Origin of the sequence: Saccharomonospora sp. NB11 (genome assembly GCF_015910535.1) — a bacterium.
Classification (GTDB): domain Bacteria; phylum Actinomycetota; class Actinomycetes; order Mycobacteriales; family Pseudonocardiaceae; genus Saccharomonospora.
Map to the genome: position 1 here is coordinate 106,093 of NZ_JACBJG010000005.1, position 21,108 is coordinate 127,200.

Genomic DNA, 21,108 nt, shown 5'->3' on the forward strand with positions numbered 1-21,108 from the left:
GCTCGCGTCGTCGCCGGGCCTGGCGGCGACGACGCCCACTCCCGTTCTCGTGACCGAACGCCCCGACGAGACCGACCCGGACTACCGGTTCACCCTCGCCAACGAACGCACGTTCCTGGCATGGATTCGCACCTCGCTGGGACTCGTCGCGGGCGGGGTGGCGGTGCATCAACTGGTGCCCGGGCTCGCCAACGAGACCGCGCGCACTCTGCTCGCGACGCTCTGCATTGCCCTGGCGATACTGCTCGCCGCGGCGTCGTACCCACGGTGGTGGCGGGTCCAACGCGCCATGAGGCGCGGTGAACCATTGCCTCGCAGTCCGCTGCTGCCCGTCGTCTCGGTGGTCGTGCTGGTGATCACCCTCGTCGCGGCCATCCTGGTGGTGGCCGGATGAGCGACGACCCGGCACGCGGACTTCCGTCCGAACGCACCGGCCTCGCCTGGCAGCGCAGCGCTCTCGGCGCGGGCGTCGTGTCGCTGCTGCTGCTCTACCACACCGCGCGCACGGGCTGGGGGCTGCTCACCGGAGCCGTTGTGTGCACGGCGCTCGCCGCCGTCCTGCTCACCGTGGTCGGCACCGTCCGCGACCGGGAGCTTCGCCGCCCCACTCCCCGGCAGGCACCCGCGTCGGCGCTGCTCGCGGTCGCCGCCCTCGTCGGCCTCACCGGCGTGTTCGCCCTGTTCTCCCTTCCCTGGTGACCCTGCCGCGCGCCTTGGTCCGGGCCCCGGCGACGACCTAGCATGGCGAACACGGCCGGGCTCGACTCGCTGCGGCCGGACATCCGAGACGCCACCGCGCCGCACCGACGGCGCGTCCCGTGTGGAGTCGCCAGTGCCGTCGCTTTCGTTCCCGCCGCCCGTGTCCCCGGGCCTCGCACCGACGGTGCCACTGCCCCGCAGCGCACCGGCCGTGCCCGTGTCGACGAGCGCTGTCACCGCCCGCCTCAGCACGTCCCAGGTCGATCCCGTGGTGCACGACGCCGCCCAAGGTGACGCGGCGGCCATCCAGGCGTTGACCAGCATGATCGCCCCGGCCGTGACCCGGTACTGCCGCTCGCGGCTGGGTTCTCGCGACTTCGGGCCCGTCTGCGCCGAGGACGTGGCCCAGGACATCTGCGTCGCCGTGCTCCAGGCGTTGCCGCACTATCGCGATCGGGGCGGCTCGTTTCTGTTCGTGGTCCGGGCGATCGCGTCGAACAAGGTGGCCGACGTGTTCCGCCGCGCCGCGCGCGAACGAAGCCACCCCACGCCCGAGCCACCCGAGACCCCCGCGGACGACCGGGACGATCCGGAGCGACGGCTGGTGAACGCCGACCTGGGACACCGGTTGAGTCGGTTGCTGCGACACCTGCCGAGTCGACAACGCGACGTCCTCGTGCTGCGACTCGTCGTCGGGCTGTCCGCGGCCGAGACGGCCCGTACATTGGGGCTGTCACCGGGGAACGTGCGTACCTGTCAGCACCGCGCGTTGGCGACACTGCGCGCGCTGGCTCCACCCGGCTCGTTGCAGCCGCCGTGACCGTCAGCCCCGCGCCGCCTCGCGGAGCGCGGGCAGCAGCTCCCGTTCCGCGGCGGTGAGGAAGTCCTCCTGGTGCTCCCCGCCGATCTGCACCAACGCGAGGTCGGTGAAGCCCGCCTCGACGAACGGTCGAGCCGACTCGACCACCCGGTCCACGTCGGCACCGCAGGGGATAGCGGCCGCCACGTCGTCCGGCGTCACGAACTGCGTGGCCGCGGCGAAGGCCTGCGTTCCCGGGAGCTCGGCGTTGACCTTCCACCCGCCGGCGAACCAGCGGAACTGGTCGTGCGCCCTGGCGACGGCGGCGTCGCGATCGGTGTCCCAGCACACGGGGAGTTGGCCGATCTTGCGGGAGGGCTCGGCGTTGCTCGCCGCCCGCACCTCGTCCCACAGCGAACACAGCCACGGCTCCGGCTGCACGGCCACCAGTGCGTCCGCCAACGGCGCGAAACGGCGGATCGACGCCTCCCCCGAGACGGCGACACCGACAGGAGGGCGGACGTCCGGTAGGTCCCATAGCTTCGCGGAGTCGACCCGGTAGTGCTCACCCGCGAAGTTCGTGTACCCGCCGTCGAAGAGGTCGTCGATGATCCGCAGCGCCTCACCGAGCATGGCGTGGCGCACGTTCACCGGGGGCCAGCCGGCCCCCACCACGTGTTCGTTGAGGTTCTCCCCCGCGCCGAGCCCCAGCAGGAAACGGCCGTCGGACAACAGTTGGATCGTCGCCGCCTTCTGCGCCACCACCGCCGGGTGGTACCGCATGATCGGGCACGTCACGTAACTCATCAGCTCCACGCGCTCGGTCGCGTGCGCCACCGCGCCGAGCACGCTCCAGGCGTAGGGGGCGTGCCCCTGGGAGTCCAGCCACGGCGAGTAGTGGTCGCTCATCACCTCGAAGTCGAAACCCGCCTGCTCGGCACGGACCGCGTGCCCGACGAGAGCACGCGGTCCGGACTGCTCGGTGAGCAACGTGTACCCCAGCCGCACCGGATCCCCTTCCGACGACGGACGACGAACGACGGCGCCCGACGTCAGGCCGTCGGCTGCAGCTTCTTGCGTCGGGCGATCGCCTCGCGGCGCTCCGTCTCGTCGAGCCCGCCCCAGACGCCGAACGGCTCCTGCACCGTCAGCGCGTGATGCCGGCACTGCACGATCACCGGGCAGGTACGGCAGATCTCCTTGGCGCGCGCGACCCGGTCGGCACGCGCGAAACCGCGTTCTCCGTCAGGATGGAAGAACACGGAGCTGTCGAGATTCCGGCAATTGCCGTGTCGCTGCCACTCCCAGACCTCGGCGACGGGAGTGGGCAGGCGAGACGTGTCGGCCATCGGTGGTGTCACCTCCGTGCTCGTTCGAACCGCGTCAGTGGGGGCCGTTTACCCCGGTTGCGAGAAGCTCACACCTCAGGTACCCGGACGGAATTCCTCGTCCTCGTCGTGCGGGACCGGAGTGGCCTGGTCCGCGGCGTCGGCAGGATCGGCCTCCAGCGGCACGTGCGGCTCGACCGGGTGATCGGTCGGGTCGATGACGGGAAGCTGCTGCTCGGAGACGTCCGCCTCGGGAGCCAGGTCGTGGTTCTCGGTCATGATCGAGCAAGTACCCCGGCGTGACGCCTTTCAATCGGCGATGCGCCGAAGGGCGCCTCCGACCGGCTTGACTCTCGTCACGCTCAGCAGCGTTGGCCCCTACGACGTGTTACGCATAGGACAACCGGACACGTTGGAGGGACGCCATGGGCGAGCGGCAGTACGACCTCGTCCTCTTCGGAGGCACGGGGTTCACCGGCGGGCTCACCGCGGAGTACCTCGCCCGCAACGCTCCCGACGGCACCCGCTGGGCCCTCGCCGGACGCAACCGTGCCAAGCTCGCAGCCCTGCGCGACCGGCTGACCCGCCTCGACCCGAACTGCGCCGAGCTGCCCCTGCTCGACGCCGACATCACCGACCCGGAGTCGTTGCGCCGCCTCGCGGAGAGCACCCGAGTCGTGATCACCACGGTGGGCCCCTACCTGGAGTACGGCGAACCGCTCGTGGCAGCGTGCGCCCGCAGCGGCACCGACTACGTCGACCTCACCGGCGAGCCGGAGTTCGTCGACCGCATGTACCTCGCCCATCACGAGACGGCGCGGGCCACCGGGGCCCGCCTCGTGCACGCCTGCGGCTTCGACTCGATCCCCTACGACCTCGGGGTGTACTTCACCGTGCAGCACCTGCCGAGGTCCGTGCCGCTGACGGTGGAGGGTCAGGTCAGGGCGCACGCGGAGTTCTCCGGCGGCACCTACGCCTCCGCGCTCACCGCGTTCGCCCGATCGACGCAGATGGCGCAGACCGCGCGACACCGCCGGGAGGCCGAGCCGCGTCCCCGTGACCGGCGCATCCGGGTGTCGAGCGGGCTGTTGTACCGCGACCGGGAGGTCGGTCGGTGGATGGTGCCGCTGCCCACGATCGACCCGCAGATCGTCGGCCGCTCCGCCGCCGCGCTCGACCGCTACGGTCCCGCCTTCACCTACCGTCACTACGCGTCCGTGAAGCGGGGACCGACGATCGTCGCGGCCGGGCTCGGACTGGCCGTGCTCGGCGCGCTCGCGCAGTTCCCGGCGGCCCGCACGGCGTTGAGCAGGCTGCGCAAGCCGGGGCAAGGGCCGAGCGAACACCGTCGCCTGCAGTCCTGGTTCTCCGTGCGTTTCGTCGGCGAGGGCGGCGGCGAGCGGGTCGTCACCGAGTTCGCCGGGGGCGACCCCGGTTACGACGAGACCGCGAAGATGCTGGCCGAGTCGGCCCTGTGCCTGGCCTTCGACGAGCTGCCCGCCACGTCCGGTCAGGTCACCACGGCGGTGGCCATGGGTGACGCGCTGCTGAACCGTCTCGCGCGGGCGGGACTCACCATCCGCGTCGTACAGCGCGGGTGACGTCGCCGCTCACGCCGTCACGAGTCGACGCACGACGGCGTCGGCGAGCAGACGTCCCCGGTCGGTGAGCACGGCCCGCCCCGCTGCCAGCGCACCGTCGTCGAGCAGCCCGTCGGCCACCGCGCGGCGCGCCTCCCGCACTCCTCCGGCATCCAGCGCGTCCAAGGGCAACCCCTCGGCCAGGCGCAGTTCGAGCATCACGCGCTCCAGGTGGATCTCCTCGTCGCCGAGCCGCTCGTACCCGGCCACCGGAAGCGTTCCGCCGGCCAGCACCGAGGAGTACCGCGCGGGGTGCTTGAGGTTCCACCAGCGCACGCCGCCGACGTGGCTGTGCGCCCCGGGACCCGCTCCCCACCAGTCACCGCCGAGCCAGTAGCCCAGGTTGTGGCGGCAGCGCGCCTGCGGTGACGATGCCCAGTTCGACACCTCGTACCAGTGCAGCCCCGCCGACGAGAGCATCGAGTCGATCAGTTCGTAGTCCTCGGCGAGGACGTCGTCGTCCGGAGCGGGCAGCTCGCCACGGCGCACCCGGCGCGCGAGCGCCGTGCCCTCCTCGACGATCAGCGCGTACGCCGACACGTGGTCGACCCCCGCATCGAGCACCGCCTCCACCGAGGCCCGCAGGTCCGAGGTGCGCTCGCCGGGCGTGCCGTAGATGAGGTCGAGGTTCACGTGCTCGAACCCGGCCTGGCGCGCCTCGACGGCGGCACGCACGGGGCGTCCAGGGGTGTGCACCCGGTCGAGCACCGTGAGGACGTGCTTGGCCGTCGACTGCATGCCCAGCGAGACCCGCGTGTACCCGGCCTCGCGCAACCCGGCGAAGAACTCCGGCGAGGTGGACTCGGGGTTCGACTCCGTGGTCACCTCGGCCTCGGGAGCGAGACCGAACGCCGACCGCACGGCGTCCAGCACCTGACCCAGTCCGTCCGCGCCGAGCAACGACGGGGTGCCGCCGCCCACGAACACCGTGTCGGCGGCGGGCGGCGTGCCGAGCAGTCGCGCGGCCAGGTCGAGCTCGCGGCGCAGACCGTCGAGCCAGGACGCGGGCGAGGCGGCGCTGCCGAGTTCGCCCGCCGTGTACGTGTTGAAGTCGCAGTACCCACAGCGCGTCGCGCAGAACGGGACGTGCACGTAGACGCCGAACGGACGGCTGCCCATCCCCCGCACCGCGGCAGGGGGAAGGTCGAACGAAACGGTCGACTCACCCACCCGACCAGTGTCGCACCCGGCACGTCGATCGAGGTCGGCGGCGTCGCGAGGCGGCTTCCGCCCCGTGCCCGTCCGGCTCCCGCACGGCCACGTCCCACGATGCGAACCGTCGTGGACGCCTCCCCGGCGCCGTGCGACGGTGACCCGGTGCCGTCGGCAGGGGTGGTCACCGCAGGTGGCGCCACGTCGACCACCCACGGGGCGACCCGACCGACGGTGCGCACCCGGCATGGACCGCCCACCACGACGCGCCCGGAGGACCCCCGACCATGGCCCCACCCGCCGGCAGAGCCACCCGTCCCCGCCGTCCTCGCGGTGAAGGCCAGTGGGCTCTCGGCTACCGCGAACCGCTCAACCCCAACGAACGGTCCAAGAAGGACGATCCGCCGCTGAACGTCCGGCAGCGCATCGAGACCGTGTACGCGCACGGCGGTTTCGACTCCATCGATCCGGCGGATCTCCGAGGCCGCTTCCGCTGGTACGGCCTCTACACACAGCGCAGGCCCGGCGTCGACGGGGGCCGCACCGCGACGCTGGAGCCCGAGGAGCTGGAGGACCGCTACTTCATGCTGCGCGTCCGCAGCGACGGCGGCGCGCTCACCACCGACCAACTCGCCCTGCTCGGCGAGGTGTCCCAGACCTACGCCCGCGACACGGCCGACATCACCGACCGACAGAACATCCAGTACCACTGGATCCGGATCGAGGACGTGCCCACGATCTGGTCGAAGCTGGAAGCGGCGGGGCTGACCACCACCGAGGCGTGCGGGGACAGTCCTCGCGTGATCCTCGGTTCGCCCGTGGCGGGCATCGCCGCCGACGAGGTGATCGACGGCACGCCCGCGATCGACGAGATCCGCCGCCGCTACATCGGAGCGCCCGAGTTCGCCAACCTGCCGCGCAAGTTCAAGACCGCGATCTCCGGACTGGCCGACGTCGCCCACGAGATCCACGACGTCGCGTTCGTGGGTGTCGAGCACCCCGAGCACGGCCCCGGGTTCGACCTGTGGGTCGGCGGTGGGCTGTCCACCAACCCCATGCTCGGCGTGCGCCTCGGCGCCTGGGTTCCCCTCGACGACGTCCCCGACGTGTGGGCCGGGGTGATCGGCGTCTTCCGCGACTACGGCTACCGCAGGCTGCGCTCGCGTGCGCGGCTGAAGTTCCTCGTGAAGGACTGGGGGCCGGAGAAGTTCCGCAGGGTGCTCGAACAGGAGTACCTCGGTCGCGCCCTGCTCGACGGTCCGGCCCCCGCCGTGCCCGACCGCCCGCTCGACCACGTCGGCGTGCACCGGCAGAAGGACGGGCTCTACTACGTGGGCGCGGCCCCCGTCGCCGGGCGGGCGTCCGGCTCGATGCTGCTCGCCGCCGCGAAGGCCGCCGAACGCGCCGGGTCCACGCGGGTACGGCTCACCCCGCAACAGAAGCTCGTGGTGCTGGACGTGCCCGAGTCGCAGCTCGACGGTCTCCGCACCGCGCTGGCCGAGGCCGGTCTGGACACCGACCCGTCACCCTGGCGACGCGGCGTCATGGCCTGCACCGGCATCGAGTTCTGCAAGCTCGCGATCGTCGAGACCAAGGCCCGCGCGGCGGCACTGGTGGCCGAGCTCGAACGCCGCCTCGCCGACCTGCAGGCCGGTCTCGACCACCCCGTGAGCGTGCACCTCAACGGCTGCCCCAACTCGTGCGCGCGCATCCAGGTGGCCGACATCGGTCTCAAGGGCCAGATCGTCACCGACGCCGACGGCAACCAGGTCGAGGGCTTCCAGGTCCATCTCGGCGGAGGTCTCGGGCTGGACGCCGGGTTCGGCCGCAAGCTGCGCCGCCACAAGGTCACCGCGGCCGAACTGCCGGACTACGTGGAACGACTGGTGCGTACCTATCTCACCCAACGGGCGGACGGCGAACGCTTCGCCCACTGGGTGGCCCGAGCCGAGGAGGCGGCACTGGTATGAGCGATTCGCCCTCGCCGAGCCGGGCCGCACCGTTCTACTGTCCGTACTGTGGCGACGAGGATCTTCGACCGGAGGAGGACACGGCCTGGCTGTGCGTCGCGTGTCGGCGGGTCTTCGCCGTGCGATTCGTGGGTTTGCGGACAGCGGAGGTGAGTCGATGACGGCATCGCGGGCCGAACTCGCAGCAGTGGCGACCGAGGCGGCCGAGACACTGGCCGAGGCCGACGCCGACGAAGCCGTGCGGTGGGCGGTGGAGCAGTTCGGCGACGACCTCATCGTCGCCTCCAACATGCAGGACGCCGTGCTCGTCGACGTCGTCGCGAAGATCAAGCCCGACGTCGACGTGCTCTTCCTCGACACCGGCTACCACTTCGCCGAGACGCTCGGGGTCCGCGACGCGGTCGCTACCGTCTACCCGGACGTCCGCATCATCGACGCGCGGCCCGAACAGACCGTCGCCGAGCAGGACGCCGAGCACGGGCCGCGGCTGTACGAACGCGACCCCAACCAGTGCTGTCACCTGCGCAAGGTCGTTCCGCTGCGCCGCACGCTCGCGGCGTACTCGTGCTGGATCACCGGCGTCCGCCGGGTCGACGCACCCACACGCGCGAACACCCCGATCGTGGCGTGGGACGACCGCAACGGACTTGTCAAGGTCAACCCGCTCGCCGCCTGGACGGACGAGGAGTTCGACGACTACCTGCGGCGGCACGGCGTGCTGCAGAACCCGCTCGTCGGTGAGGGCTACCTGTCGATCGGCTGCGCTCCCTGCACCGCGAAGGTCGCCCCCGGCGCCGACCCGCGCAGTGGCCGCTGGGCGGGTACCTCGAAGACCGAGTGCGGCCTGCACGCCTGATCCCGGCCCCGAGCCCTCGACAGCCTCAGGAAGGAACCATGACGACTGCGCAGACCGCGACGGACGCGGCGCGGGACAACCTCGCCGCACTCGAGTCGGAGGCGGTGCACGTCTTCCGCGAGGTCGCAGGCGAGTTCGACCGGCCGGTGATCCTCTTCTCCGGCGGCAAGGACTCCACCCTGTTGCTGCACCTCGCGATCAAGGCGTTCTGGCCCGCCCCCGTGCCCTTCCCCCTGCTGCACGTGGACACCGGCCACAACTTCGACGAGGTCATCGCCTTCCGCGACCGCGTGGTGGAGAAGTACGGCCTGCGACTCGTCGTCGCCAAGGTGCAGGACTGGATCGACGACGGTCGCCTCCAGGAGCGGCCCGACGGCACGCGCAACCCGTTGCAGACCCAGCCGTTGCTCGACACCATCGCCGAACACCGCTTCGACGCCGTCTTCGGCGGTGGCAGGCGCGACGAGGAACGCGCCAGGGCCAAGGAACGCGTCTTCAGCCTTCGCAACGCCTTCGGGCAGTGGGACCCGCGCCGCCAGCGCCCGGAGCTGTGGAACCTCTACAACGGCAGGCACCGTCCCGGCGAGCACGTCCGCGTCTTCCCGCTGTCGAACTGGACCGAGGCGGACGTGTGGCACTACATCGCCCGCGAGCAGGTCGAGCTGCCGTCGATCTACTACGCCCACAAGCGGAAGGTGTTCCGCCGCGACGGCATGTGGCTCACCGAGGGCCCCTGGGGCGGACCTCGCGACGGCGAGCAGGTCGAAGAACTCATGGTGCGGTACCGCACCGTCGGCGACGGCTCGTGCACCGGTGCCGTGGAGTCCACCGCCACCACCGTCGAGCAGGTGATCGCGGAGGTGCAGGCCAGCAGGCTCACCGAGCGCGGGGCCACGAGGGCCGACGACCGGCTCTCGGAAGCCGCCATGGAGGACCGCAAGCGGGAGGGGTACTTCTGATGTCGAGTCTGCTGAGGTTGGCCACAGCGGGCAGCGTGGACGACGGCAAGTCCACTCTCGTCGGACGTTTGCTGTACGACACCAAGTCGGTACTCGCCGACCAGCTCGACGCCGTCCAGCGCGCGAGTGTCGACAAAGGTCTGTCCACACCGGACCTCTCGTTGTTGGTGGACGGCCTGCGCTCGGAACGCGAGCAGGGCATCACCATCGACGTGGCCTACCGGTACTTCGCGACCCCGCGACGCAGTTTCGTCCTCGCCGACACCCCGGGACACGTGCAGTACACCCGCAACACCGTGACGGGTGCCTCGACCGCCCAACTCGCCGTCCTGCTCGTGGACGCCCGCAAGGGCGTGGTGGAGCAGACCCGACGCCACGCCGCCGTGCTGGCCCTGCTCGGGGTGCCGAGGCTGGTGCTGGCTGTCAACAAGATCGACCTCATCGACCACGACGAGGCGGCGTTCTCGGTCATCGCCAAGGAGTTCACGTCCCACGCCACGTCGCTCGGCTATCCCGAGGACGCCGTGGTGACCATCCCGGTGTCGGCGTTGCACGGCGACAACGTGGCGACCCGCTCGCAGCACACGCCGTGGTACACCGGCCCCACGTTGCTGGAGCACCTGGAGAACGTGCCCGTGGCTCCGGACCCGCACGAGGCGGCGTTCCGGTTCCCGGTCCAGTACGTGATCCGCCCGCGCACGGCCGATTACCCCGACTACCGCGGCTACGCCGGTCAGATCGCGGCGGGCACGGTGCGCCCTGGCGACGAGATCGTCGTCCTCCCCGCGGGCCTGCGCAGCACCGTCGAGCGCATCGACACCGCGGACGGCCCGCTCGACGCCGCCGGTGCGGGCACGTCGGTGACCGTCCTGCTCGCCGACGACATCGACATCGCCCGCGGTGACCTCATCGCAGCGGCCTCGGCGCCGCCGAGGGTCACCGACGAGTTCACCGCGACCCTGTGCTGGCTGTCGACGAAACCGTTGCGTCCGGGCGCGCGAGTGCTCGTGAAGCACGGCACCCGCACCGTGCAGGCGCTGGTGCAGCAGGTGGACTCCCGCTTCGACGAGCAGACGCTGTCCACGGTCGAGGCTCCCGAGACTCTGCAGCTCAACGAGATCGGTGCCGTCGTCGTGCGCTCGTCCGAGCCGCTTCCCGTCGACGACTACTCCGACAGTCCCCGCACCGGTGCGTTCCTGGTGATCGATCCCGCCGACGGGGACACCCTCGCCGCGGGCCTGGTCGGCGAGCGCTTCGGCGTGCTGCGCGGCTCGTGACACCGGCCCTGGTCGTGGTGGCGCACGGCAGCCGCGACGCCCGCTCGGCGGCCACCGTGCGCCACCTCGTCGCGGAACTCCGGGGGCGCGCCGCCGGGGTCGACGTGCGGGAGGCGTTTCTCGACCTGTCGACACCGCGGGTCGACGACACCCTCGCGGCTCTGCACCGCGACGGACACCGACACGTCGTCGCGGTGCCGTTGCTGTTGGGCAGCGCCTACCACGCGCGGGTCGACCTCCCCGCGCTCGTCGCGGAGGTGACGACCCGCCTGCCTCGCCTGCGGGTCACCGTCGCCGACGTGCTCGGCACCGACCCACGGCTGCAACGCGTGGCTCTGGACCGGGTGGCGAACGCGGGGGTGGACCTCACCGATCCGGAGCTGGGCCTCGTGCTCGCGGCGGTGGGCTCGTCGCACGGCCCTGCCAACGACGTCGTGTGCGCGCTCGCCCGTGACTGGCACGACCGGCTCGGTATCCCGACCGTCGCCGCGTTCGCCACCGCGACGCGCCCGGACGTGTCCTCGGCCCTGGCCGCGCTGCGCGCACGGGGCGCCCGGCGCTTCGCCGTCGCCTCGTGGTTCCTCGCCCCCGGCCTGCTGCTCGACCGCGTGGCGGATCGGGCGCGAGAAGCCGAGCCGGACGTGGCCGTGGCCGCCCCGCTCGGCGCCGACCCGCGAGTCGCACGCGTGGTGCTGCACCGCTACGCCGAGGCCCTGGTGCGGGCCGCCACAGCCACCCGGCGAACGGCCTGATTCGGCTCCCGCCGTGCGGGACGTGCGAACACGCGTGCACAGGACGCGGACACGCCGCAACCGGGTTTTGTGCGAAGGTGTGGACCATGGCTGACGAACTGGTGCACTACACCACCGCAGCGGGAGTCGCCACGATCACGCTCGACTCCCCGCACAACCGCAACGCCCTGTCCGCCCAGCTCCGCTCGGAGCTCTCCGACCACCTCGACCGCGCCCTCGCCGACGACGCCGTCCGCGTCCTGGTGCTCGACCACACCGGCCCCGTGTTCTGCGCCGGCATGGACCTCAAGGAGGCCAAAGGCGCGGGTGCGGAGAAGCAGGGTGTCAACGAGTTCCCCGCGTTGCTGCACCGACTGTGGACGAGCCCGAAGCCGGTGGTGGCCAAGCTCGCCGGACCTGCCCGCGCGGGCGGGGTGGGTATCGTCGCCGCCGCCGACATCGCCGTGGCCGTCGACACCGCCACGTTCGCCTTCACCGAGGTCAGGCTCGGGGTCGTCCCAGCGATCATCTCCGTGACCGTGCTGCCCCGCCTCACCGCCCGCGCGGCACACGAACTGTTCCTCACCGGTGACGTGTTCGACGCCGAGCGGGCCGCCGCGATCGGCCTGCTCAACGCCGCGGTGCCCGCCGACGAGCTGGACGCCACGGTCGACCGTTACGTCACGTCCCTCACCCGGGGCGGCCCGAAGGCGCTCGCCGCCACCAAGGAACTGCTCCAGGGCGACACGGCCCGCACGATGAGCGAGACCTTCGAACGCATGCAGGAGCTGTCGGCCGGGTTCTTCGCCAGTGAGGAAGGCCAGGAAGGCATCACCGCGTTCGCCGAGAAGCGCACGCCGAACTGGGTGCCCGAACGGTCCTGACGACGACCTCGGGTCGGGTCCGTCCGCACGCCGTGAGACGGACCCGCCTCGACCTTCAGTCGGCGAGAACTACAGTCAGGCTGCGGCCGTCCCGCTGCCCGTGCCGGGGCTTGAGCGCCCGCTGGGCGTCCGACAACACCCCGTGCACCGCCAGGTACGACCGGGGGTCGGAGCGCTTGAGCACCTCCGCGGCACGCCAGATCAGCACGTGCTCGCCCGGCGGCAACCACGACAGGTCCGTCAGCCCGTCGTACAGGGTGTCGAGGTTGCGCCCGAAGTGCTCGGGCAGCGAGAGAGCCGCCGCGATGGCATCGAGCGTGCTCGCGCGGTCGGCGTGCTCCGCCGTGTCCACCACGTGGGGGTAGGCCCCCCGTGCCCGCGCCTGGTCGGCGAGCGTCTTCGAGTCGAGCATGGGTTTGACGGTCATCACTGCGCGTCCACCATGACGTGCTGCGGGGTTTCCACCTCGCAGTGACCGGCTGAAGTGTGCACCAACGTCTCCCTTGTGCCGAGGATCGCACCGTCCGCTCGCGGCACCACGAGGAGATCGCACCGCGGCGCGTTCCCCGTCGTCGATACCGCGCCCGGCAGGCTACCGCTGCCGGGGGCCGCATTTCCAACCCCGAACGCCTGTTGTGCGAACCATCCCACGAGCGCCAGCACGATCAACGCGACGAGGGCGATCCGGATGCGCCTACGAGACAGCATCGGTCCTCCCTTCACCGTCGTCCGTCGTGTTCTCGGCGCGCGACGGGGCGTTGCGCAGGCCGCCGACCTGGTCGGCCACCACGTCCACTCCGCGGTGAATCACCCACGCCATCACGGCGCTCAGCGGAAGGAGCACGGCGGCCACCAGCACGAATTGAATCGGGAACCACTGTTGAGCGAGCCACAGCTCGAAGCCGTCCCACCAGCGGGCCACTCCGTCGAACACGCCGTCGAGCCTACGCCAGGTAGGTTGACGCCATGTTCGCCGTCTACGCCAAAGAACCGAACGCCGACGATCCGCTGTCCTCGCTCGTCGTGGGCGAGCGGCCCGACCCCGAGGTGCCCGACGGCTGGGTACGGGTGTCGGTCCGCGCGGCCAGCCTCAACATGCACGACATCTGGACCCTGCGGGGCGTCGGGATCAAGCCGGACCAGTTCCCGATGATCCTCGGTTGCGACGGGGCCGGGGTGCTCGACGACGGCACCGAGGTGGTGCTGCACTCGGTCGTCAACGCCCCGGGCTGGCAGGGGGACGACACCCTCGACCCGAAGCGCACGTTGCTGACGGAGAAGTACCAGGGCACGTTCGCCGACAGCGTCGTGGTGCCCGCCCGCAACGTGCTGCCCAAGCCCGCCGGGCTGTCGTTCGCGGAGGCCGCCACGATGGGCACCGCGTGGCTGACCGCCTACCGCATGTTGTTCGTCAAGTCGGGACTGCGGCCCGGCCAGACGATGCTGGTGCAGGGCGCCTCCGGCGGCGTGTCCACCGCGCTCGTGCAGCTCGGCAGGGCCGCCGGGATGCGCGTGTGGGTGACCGGCCGCACCGAGGAGAAGCGTGCGTTGGCCGAGCAGCTCGGCGCCCACGCGACGTTCGAGCCGGGTGCCCGGCTGCCCGAGCGGGTGGACGCCGTGTTCGAGACGGTGGGCAAGGCCACCTGGTCGCACTCGTTGAAGTCGCTGAAGCCCGGCGGCATCGTCGTGGTCTCGGGCTCCACGAGCGGCCCCGACCCGAGTGCCGACCTGCAGCGGGTGTTCTTCCTCCAACTCCGCGTGGTGGGCTCGACGATGGGCACGCGCGACGAACTCGCGGACCTGCTCTCCTACGTCGACCTCACCGGCATTCGCCCGCAGATCGGGGCCGAGCTGCCGATGAGCGAGGCCGCGACCGGGTTCACCGACATGCTGGAAGGCCGCACCGCGGGCAAGATCGTCTTCACCCGCTGAGCGGAGGGCGCGACGCGGTCACCCCGTGCCGCGTCGCGCCCTCCCGGGACTCGCGAAGGGTCACGCCATGAGCACACCCCGCCATCCCCTGTCCGGTCCGCCCGCCCACGTGACCGTTCGTGCTCTGCGACCCGACGACTGGCCTGCCGTCCTGGCCATCTACCGCGAGGGCATCGCCACCGGACTCGCCACCTTCGAGACCACCGTGCCCGACCACGCCACGCTCGATGCCGCCTGGCTCCCGGCTCACCGCTGGGTCGCCGAACTCGACGGCGCGGTCGTCGGCTGGGCCGCCGCGCACCCCTTCTCCACCCGCGCCTGCTACTCCGGAGTCGCCGAGACCTCCGTCTACGTCGCTGCAGGACACCACGGCCGAGGCATCGGCAAGGCGCTGCTGCGGCGACTCGTCACCGCCGCCGACGACGCCGGGCTGTGGACCCTGCAGGCGTCGACCTTCACCGACAATCACGCGAGCATCGCGCTGCACCACGCCGCCGGATACCGCACGGTGGGTGTCCGCGAACGCATCGCCCGGCTGAACGGGGTCTGGCGCGACACCACACTCCTCGAACGCCGCTCAGCCTGCATGAGTGACCCGCTACTCGACGCGGCGGGCCGCTCGCCGCAGAGCCTCGCGCGCCTCGTCCCAGAGGGTGTCGACGATCTTCTCGGCGGGACCACCGTCGGCGAGCGAGTAGGTCTGTCCCGCCCACAGCGACATGGCCTCGGGGTCCCCGGCCTCGGCGGCGGCGGCCCGGACCGGCCTGGTCAGTCGGTGGAGCTGCGGGTAGGCGGCCGGCGCGTGGTCGGAGTGCTCCCGCAGGAATCGGTTGACCAATCCTCGCGCCGGACGACCGCTGAACGCACGGGTGATCTCCGTGAGCCGACCGCCCTCGTCGAGGGCCTTGCGCTGCACGGCGTTCGTGCCCGCCTCGTCGGCCCGCAGGAACGCGGTCCCCAACTGCGCGGCCACGGCCCCGGCCGTGAGCACGGCGGCCAGGTCGGCGCCCCGGACGATCCCGCCCGCGGCCACCAGAGGCAGATCGGTGACCGTCGAGCACAACCGCAGCGCCGCCAACAGTCCGAACAGCGGTCCGCCGCACGGGTCGTCGGGCCGGTCGCTGAACACGCTGCGGTGCCCGCCCGCCTCGAAACCCTGCACGCACAACGCGTCAGCACCGACCTCGGCCGCCTCACGCGCCTCCTCGGGCGAGGTCACCGTGACGACCACCGTGGTGCCGACCTCGTGGAGCCGGTCGACGTCGGAGTCCGAGGGAACACCGAAGGTGAACGACACCACGGGCACGCGCGACTCGACGAGCAGGTCGAGTTTGGCCGAGTAGCCGTCGTCGTCCCACCGCGGTTCCCCGGCCTGCGTGCCGTACCGCTGCGCTTCGTGCCGCACCCGCTCGACGTACCCACTCAGGTCCACTGTGGAACGGATACCGGGGACGAAGAGGTTCACCCCGAACGCAGCCGTCGACAGGCGTCGGACGGTGGCGATCTGCTCGGCCAGGCTCGCGGCGGTGAGGTACCCACCGGCCAGGTATCCGAAAGCTCCCGCCCGTCCCACTGCGGCGACGAGTTCCGGCGTGGAGGGGCCACCGGCCATGGGCGCGGCGATCACGGGCACGCGCAGGCTGTCGAACATGGCACCAGCGTACGAAGAGCGCCGAACGCCGCGTGACGCGCCCACCGGTTTCGCACAGCGGTCCTGACGGACAGGTGTGGACCAGTCGGCGGCCTACTTCTTGCCCTTGCCCTTGCCCTTGTCGGTCTTGTCCCCGTCACCGGTCGACAGCGCCGCCACGAACGCCTCCTGTGGCACCTCGACACGGCCGACGGTCTTCATCCGCTTCTTGCCTTCCTTCTGCTTCTCCAGCAGCTTCCGCTTCCGCGAGATGTCACCGCCGTAGCACTTGGCGAGCACGTCCTTGCGGATGGCGCGGATCGTCTCCCTGGCGATGATGCGCGAACCGATGGCGGCCTGGATCGGCACCTCGAACTGCTGCCGGGGAATCAGCTCACGCAGCCGCGTGGCCATCCGGTTGCCGTAGCTGTAGGCCGCGTCCTTGTGCACGATGGCCGAGAACGCGTCCACGGGCTCGCCCTGCAACAGGATGTCCACCTTGACGAGGTCGGACGCCTGGTCGCCCGCCTCCTCGTAGTCGAGCGAGGCGTAGCCGCGGGTGCGCGACTTCAGGGCGTCGAAGAAGTCGAAGATGATCTCGGCCAGCGGCAGGTTGTACCGCAGCTCCACACGGTCCTCCGAGAGGTAGTCCATGCCGAGCAGTTGCCCGCGCTTGCTCTGGCACAGCTCCATGATCGCGCCGATGAACTCCGAAGGCGCGATCACGGTCACCTTGCTGACCGGCTCGCGAACCTCCGCGATCTTGCCGCCGGACGGCCAGTCCGACGGGTTGGTGACGACGTGTTCGGTGCCGTCCTCCATGAACACGTGGTAGACGACGTTGGGCGCCGTGGCGATCAGGTCGAGTCCGAACTCCCGCTCCAGCCGCGCCCTCGTGATCTCCAGGTGCAGCAGGCCGAGGAACCCGCACCGGAACCCGAAGCCCAGGGCCACCGACGTCTCGGGCTCGTAGCTCAACGCGGCGTCGTTCAACTGCAGCTTGTCGAGCGCCTCACGCAGATCCGGGTAGTCGGAGCCGTCCACCGGGTACAGGCCCGAGAACACCATCGGCACCGGCTCCCGGTACCCCGCCAGCGGCTCGGCGGCACCCCGGCGCTCCGACGTCACCGTGTCGCCGACCTTCGACTGCCGGACGTCCTTCACGCCGGTGATCAGGTACCCGACCTCGCCGACACCGAGCCCCGCCGACGCCTTCGGCTCCGGCGAGATGATGCCGACCTCCAGCAACTCGTGCGTGGCACCGGTGGACATCATCTTGATGCGCTCGCGCGGCGTGATCTTGCCGTCCACGACGCGGATGTAGGTGACCACACCCCGGTACGTGTCGTACACGGAGTCGAAGATCAGCGCGCGAGGCGGAGCGTCGGCCTCGCCCGTCGGCGCGGGCACCTGCGCCACCACCTGGTCGAGCAGCTCGCGCACACCCTCGCCCGTCTTGGCCGACACCCGCAGCACGTCGCCGGGATCGCAGCCGATGATGCCCGCGAGCTCGGCCGCGTACTTGTCCGGCTCCGCCGCGGGAAGGTCGATCTTGTTCAGGACCGGGATGATGTGCAGGTCCTTGTCGAGCGCGAGGTAGAGGTTCGCGAGCGTCTGCGCCTCGATGCCCTGCGCCGCGTCCACCAGCAGGATCGCACCCTCGCACGCCTCCAGCGCCCGGGAGACCTCGTAGGTGAAGTCGACGTGCCCGGGGGTGTCGATCAGGTGCAGCACGTGGTCCTGGCCCTCGTACCGCCACGGCAGGCGCACGTTCTGCGCCTTGATCGTGATGCCTCGTTCCCGCTCGATGTCCATGCGGTCGAGGTACTGCGCCCGCATCGTGCGCTCCTCGACCACACCGGTGAGCTGCAGCATCCGGTCGGCCAGGGTCGACTTGCCGTGGTCGATGTGGGCGATGATGCAGAAGTTCCGGATGAACTCCGGCGGCGTGAACGTGGCGTCGGCTGACGGGCGTGGCTGTGTCACTCGTACCTCGGGGTCACTCGTGGCTGGTGAGCCCTATGTTCCCATGCCATCCCTCGCCTCGATCCCGGGGTGATCCCCGATGCGCGTCCGACGTTTTCGTGCTGACCTCGGACTATGAGCTCTCTCGGACAGGTACTCGACCGCGCCTTCGGACATCCGCGCGGCCCGCTCGGCCGACTCGGCGGCGTGGTGATGGCTCGGGGCAACGCGGCCACGGAACACCACGTCGTCGAGGTCGCCAAACCGACGGAGCAGGAGTGCGTGCTCGTCGTGGGACCCGGCCCGGGTGTCGGACTCGCGGCGGCGGCCGAACGCGCCCGCCACGTGATCGGTGTCGACCCCTCGCAGGAGATGCTCGACCTGTGCGCGCAGCGCTGCGCCGACGCCGTCGAGGCGGGAACCGTGGTGCTGCGACACGCGACGGCCGAACACACCGGTGTCGACGACGAGTCGGTGGACGTCGTCCTCGGGGTGAACACCCTCCACCTCTGGGAGGACCGCGCGGGCGCGTTGCGCGAACTGCACCGGGCGCTGCGGCCGGGTGGGCGCATGGTGCTCTCCGCGCACGAGAAGTGGCTGCCCGTCGGCCGCCACGCGCTGGCGAGGGAGACGGAGGCGGCAGGCTTCACCGACGTGCAGACGTGGGTGTGGCAACCTCCGACGCCGTTCGCCGGACGTGCCGTGCAGCTCCGGGCCTGGCGGCAGCACTGAAGCCGGTCCCGCCCGTCGCCGCGTGATCCGTCACGGCGTGCGCACGTCGACCCGCAGCGGGTGGTCCGCGGGGATCTCGACGAGCACGATCCGGGTGCCGTCCGGGTCCGACAACCACGCCTCGTCGAGCCCCCACGGCTCCCGACGCGGTTCCCGATCGAGCACGACTCCCTTGGCCCGCAGCTCGCTCACGGTGGCGTCGAGGTCACGCACCTGCAACCACAGCGAGACGTTCTCGGCGGGCACCGTGTCGCTGCGCCCCACGATTTCGAGGAAGCCGCCGCCGAGGAAGAAGACCGTGCCCCCGGGGAACTCCCGATAGATCGCCAGCCCGAGGACGTCGCGGTAGAACGCCGTGGTGACGGCCGGGTCCTTCGGATTCAGCAGGATTCGGCTGCTCAACACATCCATGTGTTCCACCGTCTCACGTCGACCACCAGGGTGCGCCGTTCGCGACCGCGACCGCGTTGCTAGGCTGTTGAGCTGTTGCCGTGCGGCATTCCGCAGGGGAGGAAACCCGGTCAAGGCCGGGGCCGACACAGCGCGGCGACGCGAACGCCGAGAGACGAAGGAGCGCCCTCGTGGCCAACATCAAGTCCCAGATCAAGCGCATCAAGACCAACGAGAAGGCTCGTCTGCGCAACCAGGCGGTCAAGTCCGCCGTGAAGACCGCGGTGCGCAAGTTCCGCGAGGCCGCCGACGCCGGTGACAAGGCCAAGGCCGTGGAGCTGCAGCGCGAGGCCGCGCGCAAGCTCGACAAGGCCGTGACCAAGGGCGTCATCCACAAGAACCAGGCCGCCAACAAGAAGTCGGCGATGGCGTTGCGCGTCAACAAGCTCTGACTCGCCTCGCGAGCCCGAACCCCCGGTGTGGACGTCTCCACCCGGGGGTTTTCGTATGCCCGGGGTTTGTATCCCGACGTGGCGTCGACGACGCCCACCGCGCCCGGTCCCGTTCGGTCACGGCACGGACCCCGGCAGCCCCACGGGCCCGTGAGACGTCCACCGAGACCGCCACCTGCTCCGGGCACGGCCGTCCCGCTCTGCACAAACCCCGCTCGCCGCTGCGCGCCGTGGTCCCGCTCGGCACAACCCTGCTCGCCGAGACTTCGCTCGGCATGCCCGTGATCACCGTGCCGCCGTCGGCATACCCGCTCGCGCCGCGCCCCTGGTCGGCACGCCTCGCGTAACACGTGCGCCGCGACCGGTCCTCACGCCGTTCGGCTCGGCCGGTTCCCGGTGAGGTCGTGTGCACGCGACCTCACCCGGTGACACGCGGACCAGCCGAACGTCGCCCCAGCTCGGGCCCCGCGGTGGGCAGCCGCAGTCAGCGCAGGCGCCGGGCGGCCACGATGTCGAGCACCGCTCGTTCCACGGCGTAACCGGGGTCGGCGGCAGCGCCCTTGACCTCGGCGTTCACCCGCGCCGCCACGCGCATGGCCGCCGCGAGACCTGCGGCGCTCCACCCCTTCGACTGGCCTTGGGCCTTGCGGATCTTCCACGGGGGCATCCCCAGTTGGCCCGCCATCTGGTTCGGGTTGCCCCGACCCGCCGCCGAGACACGGGCGATCGTGCGCACGGCATCGGCGAGCGCGTCGGCCAACAACACGTGGGCGACACCGATCTGCTGCGCCCAGCGCAACGACTCCAGTGCCGCCGCCCGGTCGCCGGCGACCGCCTTCTCCGCGACCTGGAACCCGGTCACCTCGGCTCGGCCCCGGTGGTAGCGGCGGACGGCCTCCTCGTCGACGGACCCTCCGGAGTCGGCCACGAGCTGTGCCGCCGCCGACGCCAGTTCGCGCAGGTCGGTGCCCACCGCGTCGACGAGCGCCACCACACCGGCGGCGTCGATCCGCCCACCTGCGCGCCGGATTTCGTTGCGGACGAACGCTTCCCGCTCGGCAGGCTTGGTGATCTTCGCGCACTCGGTGACGACGGCACCGGCCTTGCGGAGTGCCGAGGGCAGTGCCTTGGCTGCTTTGCTGCGCCCGCCTCCGCTGTGCACGACGACGAGCACGATGCCGTCGGCGGGGTCGGCGACGTAGGACAGCACGGCGTCGGCGTTCTCCTGGCTGATGTCCTGTGCGGCGTCGAGGACGACGACCCGCCCCTCGCTGAACAGGGAGGGACTCACCAGCTCGACGAACTGCGCGGGCGTGAGGTCACTCACGCGAACCCGGGTGGCATCGGCCCCCGGGTCGGCCAGGCGGGCGGTGTCGAGCGCCTCGCGCACACCCCGTTCGACGAGCAGTTCTTCCTCACCGAGCACCAGGTGCAGCGGCGGCGGCGTGGTGGCTGGACGACTCACGTCTCGATCCTGCCACGGCTGCCCGGTCGCCTCCGGGGCATGGCGTCCGTCGGGGTCCGTGCCGTACGCTACGTGGCGTCGTCCCGGCCTTCCGGGGCGCTCACAAGTGAATAGCTCATCCAGAGGGGCAGAGGGACCGGCCCGATGAAGCCCCGGCAACCGGCGTCAGCCTGTCATCTCGTTTCCCGCGAGGTAGCTGACGACAGCGGTGCCAATTCCGTCCCGCGTCAGCGGGAAAGATGAGGAA

25 protein-coding genes, 1 pseudogene and 1 riboswitch are annotated in these 21,108 nt (G+C 71.1%); of the genes and pseudogenes, 15 read left to right on the forward strand and 11 right to left on the reverse strand.

The window, feature by feature from the left end:
* Positions 1–49: 49 nt before the first annotated feature.
* The 3 genes from JAV51_RS09075 to JAV51_RS09085 all read left to right on the forward strand — a co-directional run bounded on the left by JAV51_RS09075 (position 50) and on the right by JAV51_RS09085 (position 1,519).
* Complete coding sequence (locus JAV51_RS09075) at positions 50–394, forward strand: DUF202 domain-containing protein (RefSeq protein ID WP_197320235.1); 345 nt, start codon at positions 50–52, stop codon at positions 392–394.
* Positions 391–699, forward strand: a complete 309-nt coding sequence (locus tag JAV51_RS09080; RefSeq protein ID WP_197320236.1) for a DUF202 domain-containing protein — start codon at positions 391–393, stop codon at positions 697–699. Before JAV51_RS09075 ends, JAV51_RS09080 begins: the two co-directional genes overlap by 4 nt.
* Before the next feature lie 211 nt (positions 700–910).
* Positions 911–1,519 (forward strand): sigma-70 family RNA polymerase sigma factor, encoded by a 609-nt coding sequence (locus JAV51_RS09085; protein ID WP_374059011.1) that lies wholly within the window; start codon positions 911–913, stop codon positions 1,517–1,519.
* A gap of 3 nt (positions 1,520–1,522) precedes the next feature.
* Here JAV51_RS09085 and JAV51_RS09090 read toward each other — a convergent pair whose 3' ends face one another.
* The 3 genes from JAV51_RS09090 to JAV51_RS09100 form a co-directional block, all read right to left on the reverse strand.
* A complete protein-coding gene (locus JAV51_RS09090) occupies positions 1,523–2,506 on the reverse strand; it encodes a TIGR03557 family F420-dependent LLM class oxidoreductase (RefSeq protein WP_197320237.1) in 984 nt (327 codons plus the stop codon).
* A gap of 44 nt (positions 2,507–2,550) precedes the next feature.
* Complete coding sequence (locus JAV51_RS09095) at positions 2,551–2,847, reverse strand: WhiB family transcriptional regulator (protein ID WP_005444655.1); 297 nt, start codon at positions 2,845–2,847, stop codon at positions 2,551–2,553.
* A gap of 75 nt (positions 2,848–2,922) precedes the next feature.
* Complete coding sequence (locus JAV51_RS09100; protein ID WP_197320238.1) at positions 2,923–3,105, reverse strand: hypothetical protein; 183 nt, start codon at positions 3,103–3,105, stop codon at positions 2,923–2,925.
* 146 nt (positions 3,106–3,251) lie between these two features.
* Between JAV51_RS09100 and JAV51_RS09105 the strand changes: the two genes are divergently transcribed.
* Complete coding sequence (locus tag JAV51_RS09105; protein ID WP_197320239.1) at positions 3,252–4,427, forward strand: trans-acting enoyl reductase family protein; 1,176 nt, start codon at positions 3,252–3,254, stop codon at positions 4,425–4,427.
* A 9-nt stretch (positions 4,428–4,436) separates the two neighbouring features.
* Here JAV51_RS09105 and hemW read toward each other — a convergent pair whose 3' ends face one another.
* A complete protein-coding gene (gene hemW / locus JAV51_RS09110) occupies positions 4,437–5,585 on the reverse strand; it encodes a radical SAM family heme chaperone HemW (protein WP_231641769.1) in 1,149 nt (382 codons plus the stop codon).
* A 320-nt stretch (positions 5,586–5,905) separates the two neighbouring features.
* On the opposite strand from hemW, the gene JAV51_RS09115 reads away from it, so the two are divergent.
* From JAV51_RS09115 to JAV51_RS09140, 7 genes are all read left to right on the forward strand, one after another.
* Positions 5,906–7,588, forward strand: coding sequence for a nitrite/sulfite reductase (locus JAV51_RS09115; RefSeq protein WP_197320241.1), 1,683 nt, complete (start codon positions 5,906–5,908; stop codon positions 7,586–7,588).
* The gene (locus JAV51_RS20225) at positions 7,585–7,749 is read left to right on the forward strand and encodes an Insertion element protein (RefSeq protein WP_231641719.1); all 165 of its coding nucleotides are present in this window, start codon (positions 7,585–7,587) and stop codon (positions 7,747–7,749) included. Before JAV51_RS09115 ends, JAV51_RS20225 begins: the two co-directional genes overlap by 4 nt.
* A complete protein-coding gene (locus JAV51_RS09120) occupies positions 7,746–8,444 on the forward strand; it encodes a phosphoadenylyl-sulfate reductase (RefSeq protein ID WP_197320242.1) in 699 nt (232 codons plus the stop codon). The genes JAV51_RS20225 and JAV51_RS09120 overlap by 4 nt, the downstream gene beginning before the upstream one ends.
* Before the next feature lie 38 nt (positions 8,445–8,482).
* Positions 8,483–9,403: a sulfate adenylyltransferase subunit CysD gene (gene cysD, locus JAV51_RS09125; RefSeq protein WP_197320243.1), complete on the forward strand. Its 921-nt coding sequence runs from the start codon at positions 8,483–8,485 to the stop codon at positions 9,401–9,403.
* The gene (locus JAV51_RS09130) at positions 9,403–10,680 is read left to right on the forward strand and encodes a sulfate adenylyltransferase subunit 1 (protein WP_197320244.1); all 1,278 of its coding nucleotides are present in this window, start codon (positions 9,403–9,405) and stop codon (positions 10,678–10,680) included. The genes cysD and JAV51_RS09130 overlap by 1 nt, the downstream gene beginning before the upstream one ends.
* The gene (locus JAV51_RS09135) at positions 10,677–11,432 is read left to right on the forward strand and encodes a sirohydrochlorin chelatase (protein ID WP_197320245.1); all 756 of its coding nucleotides are present in this window, start codon (positions 10,677–10,679) and stop codon (positions 11,430–11,432) included. Before JAV51_RS09130 ends, JAV51_RS09135 begins: the two co-directional genes overlap by 4 nt.
* A gap of 86 nt (positions 11,433–11,518) precedes the next feature.
* Complete coding sequence (locus JAV51_RS09140; protein ID WP_197320246.1) at positions 11,519–12,295, forward strand: enoyl-CoA hydratase family protein; 777 nt, start codon at positions 11,519–11,521, stop codon at positions 12,293–12,295.
* 55 nt (positions 12,296–12,350) lie between these two features.
* Here JAV51_RS09140 and JAV51_RS09145 read toward each other — a convergent pair whose 3' ends face one another.
* The 3 genes from JAV51_RS09145 to JAV51_RS09155 are packed head-to-tail and all read right to left on the reverse strand — an operon-like array spanning position 12,351 to position 13,229.
* A complete protein-coding gene (locus JAV51_RS09145) occupies positions 12,351–12,722 on the reverse strand; it encodes a barstar family protein (protein ID WP_197320247.1) in 372 nt (123 codons plus the stop codon).
* Positions 12,722–13,003 carry a hypothetical protein gene (locus tag JAV51_RS09150; RefSeq protein ID WP_197320248.1) on the reverse strand — a complete coding sequence of 94 codons (282 nt, stop codon included), beginning with the start codon at positions 13,001–13,003 and terminating at the stop codon, positions 12,722–12,724. Before JAV51_RS09150 ends, JAV51_RS09145 begins: the two co-directional genes overlap by 1 nt.
* A complete protein-coding gene (locus JAV51_RS09155) occupies positions 12,990–13,229 on the reverse strand; it encodes a hypothetical protein (protein ID WP_197320249.1) in 240 nt (79 codons plus the stop codon). Before JAV51_RS09155 ends, JAV51_RS09150 begins: the two co-directional genes overlap by 14 nt.
* 32 nt (positions 13,230–13,261) lie before the next feature.
* Here JAV51_RS09155 and JAV51_RS09160 point away from each other — a divergent pair, with 32 nt between their 5' ends.
* A complete protein-coding gene (locus JAV51_RS09160) occupies positions 13,262–14,227 on the forward strand; it encodes a zinc-binding dehydrogenase (protein ID WP_197320250.1) in 966 nt (321 codons plus the stop codon).
* Between the two features lie 100 nt (positions 14,228–14,327).
* Positions 14,328–14,807: pseudogene (locus JAV51_RS09165) on the forward strand (N-acetyltransferase family protein); the annotation flags it as partial.
* A gap of 18 nt (positions 14,808–14,825) precedes the next feature.
* Here JAV51_RS09165 and JAV51_RS09170 read toward each other — a convergent pair.
* On the reverse strand, positions 14,826–15,878 hold the full coding sequence (locus JAV51_RS09170; protein WP_197320251.1) for a nitronate monooxygenase: 1,053 nt from the start codon (positions 15,876–15,878) through the stop codon (positions 14,826–14,828).
* Positions 15,879–15,971: 93 nt separating this feature from the next.
* On the reverse strand, positions 15,972–17,843 hold the full coding sequence (gene lepA, locus JAV51_RS09175) for a translation elongation factor 4 (RefSeq protein ID WP_197320252.1): 1,872 nt from the start codon (positions 17,841–17,843) through the stop codon (positions 15,972–15,974).
* Between the two features lie 114 nt (positions 17,844–17,957).
* On the opposite strand from lepA, the gene JAV51_RS09180 reads away from it, so the two are divergent.
* A complete protein-coding gene (locus JAV51_RS09180) occupies positions 17,958–18,554 on the forward strand; it encodes a class I SAM-dependent methyltransferase (protein ID WP_197320253.1) in 597 nt (198 codons plus the stop codon).
* Between the two features lie 30 nt (positions 18,555–18,584).
* Here the strand turns inward: JAV51_RS09180 and JAV51_RS09185 are convergent, their stop codons facing one another.
* On the reverse strand, positions 18,585–18,965 hold the full coding sequence (locus JAV51_RS09185; protein WP_197320254.1) for a VOC family protein: 381 nt from the start codon (positions 18,963–18,965) through the stop codon (positions 18,585–18,587).
* A 170-nt stretch (positions 18,966–19,135) separates the two neighbouring features.
* Here JAV51_RS09185 and rpsT point away from each other — a divergent pair, with 170 nt between their 5' ends.
* Entirely contained in the window at positions 19,136–19,396 is a 261-nt protein-coding gene (rpsT, locus tag JAV51_RS09190) for a 30S ribosomal protein S20 (protein ID WP_197320255.1), read from the forward strand.
* Positions 19,397–19,880: 484 nt separating this feature from the next.
* Here rpsT and holA read toward each other — a convergent pair whose 3' ends face one another.
* Positions 19,881–20,861: a DNA polymerase III subunit delta gene (gene holA / locus JAV51_RS09195; protein WP_197320256.1), complete on the reverse strand. Its 981-nt coding sequence runs from the start codon at positions 20,859–20,861 to the stop codon at positions 19,881–19,883.
* Positions 20,862–20,973: 112 nt separating this feature from the next.
* Positions 20,974–21,107: riboswitch (SAM riboswitch) on the forward strand.
* Position 21,108 lies beyond the last annotated feature (1 nt).

Bases quoted from the DNA above. Each gene is read 5' to 3' on its own strand.
- JAV51_RS09080 (WP_197320236.1), top strand. From the start codon at position 391: ATGAGCGACGACCCGGCACGCGGACTTCCGTCCGAACGCACCGGCCTC.
- JAV51_RS09095 (WP_005444655.1), bottom strand. From the start codon at position 2,847: ATGGCCGACACGTCTCGCCTGCCCACTCCCGTCGCCGAGGTCTGGGAG.
- JAV51_RS09100 (WP_197320238.1), bottom strand. From the start codon at position 3,105: ATGACCGAGAACCACGACCTGGCTCCCGAGGCGGACGTCTCCGAGCAG.
- JAV51_RS09105 (WP_197320239.1), top strand. From the start codon at position 3,252: ATGGGCGAGCGGCAGTACGACCTCGTCCTCTTCGGAGGCACGGGGTTC.
- hemW (WP_231641769.1), bottom strand. From the start codon at position 5,585: ATGGGCAGCCGTCCGTTCGGCGTCTACGTGCACGTCCCGTTCTGCGCG.
- JAV51_RS09115 (WP_197320241.1), top strand. From the start codon at position 5,906: ATGGCCCCACCCGCCGGCAGAGCCACCCGTCCCCGCCGTCCTCGCGGT.
- JAV51_RS20225 (WP_231641719.1), top strand. From the start codon at position 7,585: ATGAGCGATTCGCCCTCGCCGAGCCGGGCCGCACCGTTCTACTGTCCG.
- JAV51_RS09120 (WP_197320242.1), top strand. From the start codon at position 7,746: ATGACGGCATCGCGGGCCGAACTCGCAGCAGTGGCGACCGAGGCGGCC.
- cysD (WP_197320243.1), top strand. From the start codon at position 8,483: ATGACGACTGCGCAGACCGCGACGGACGCGGCGCGGGACAACCTCGCC.
- JAV51_RS09130 (WP_197320244.1), top strand. From the start codon at position 9,403: ATGTCGAGTCTGCTGAGGTTGGCCACAGCGGGCAGCGTGGACGACGGC.
- JAV51_RS09140 (WP_197320246.1), top strand. From the start codon at position 11,519: ATGGCTGACGAACTGGTGCACTACACCACCGCAGCGGGAGTCGCCACG.
- JAV51_RS09145 (WP_197320247.1), bottom strand. From the start codon at position 12,722: ATGACCGTCAAACCCATGCTCGACTCGAAGACGCTCGCCGACCAGGCG.
- JAV51_RS09150 (WP_197320248.1), bottom strand. From the start codon at position 13,003: ATGCTGTCTCGTAGGCGCATCCGGATCGCCCTCGTCGCGTTGATCGTG.
- JAV51_RS09160 (WP_197320250.1), top strand. From the start codon at position 13,262: ATGTTCGCCGTCTACGCCAAAGAACCGAACGCCGACGATCCGCTGTCC.
- JAV51_RS09170 (WP_197320251.1), bottom strand. From the start codon at position 15,878: ATGTTCGACAGCCTGCGCGTGCCCGTGATCGCCGCGCCCATGGCCGGT.
- JAV51_RS09180 (WP_197320253.1), top strand. From the start codon at position 17,958: ATGAGCTCTCTCGGACAGGTACTCGACCGCGCCTTCGGACATCCGCGC.
- JAV51_RS09185 (WP_197320254.1), bottom strand. From the start codon at position 18,965: ATGGATGTGTTGAGCAGCCGAATCCTGCTGAATCCGAAGGACCCGGCC.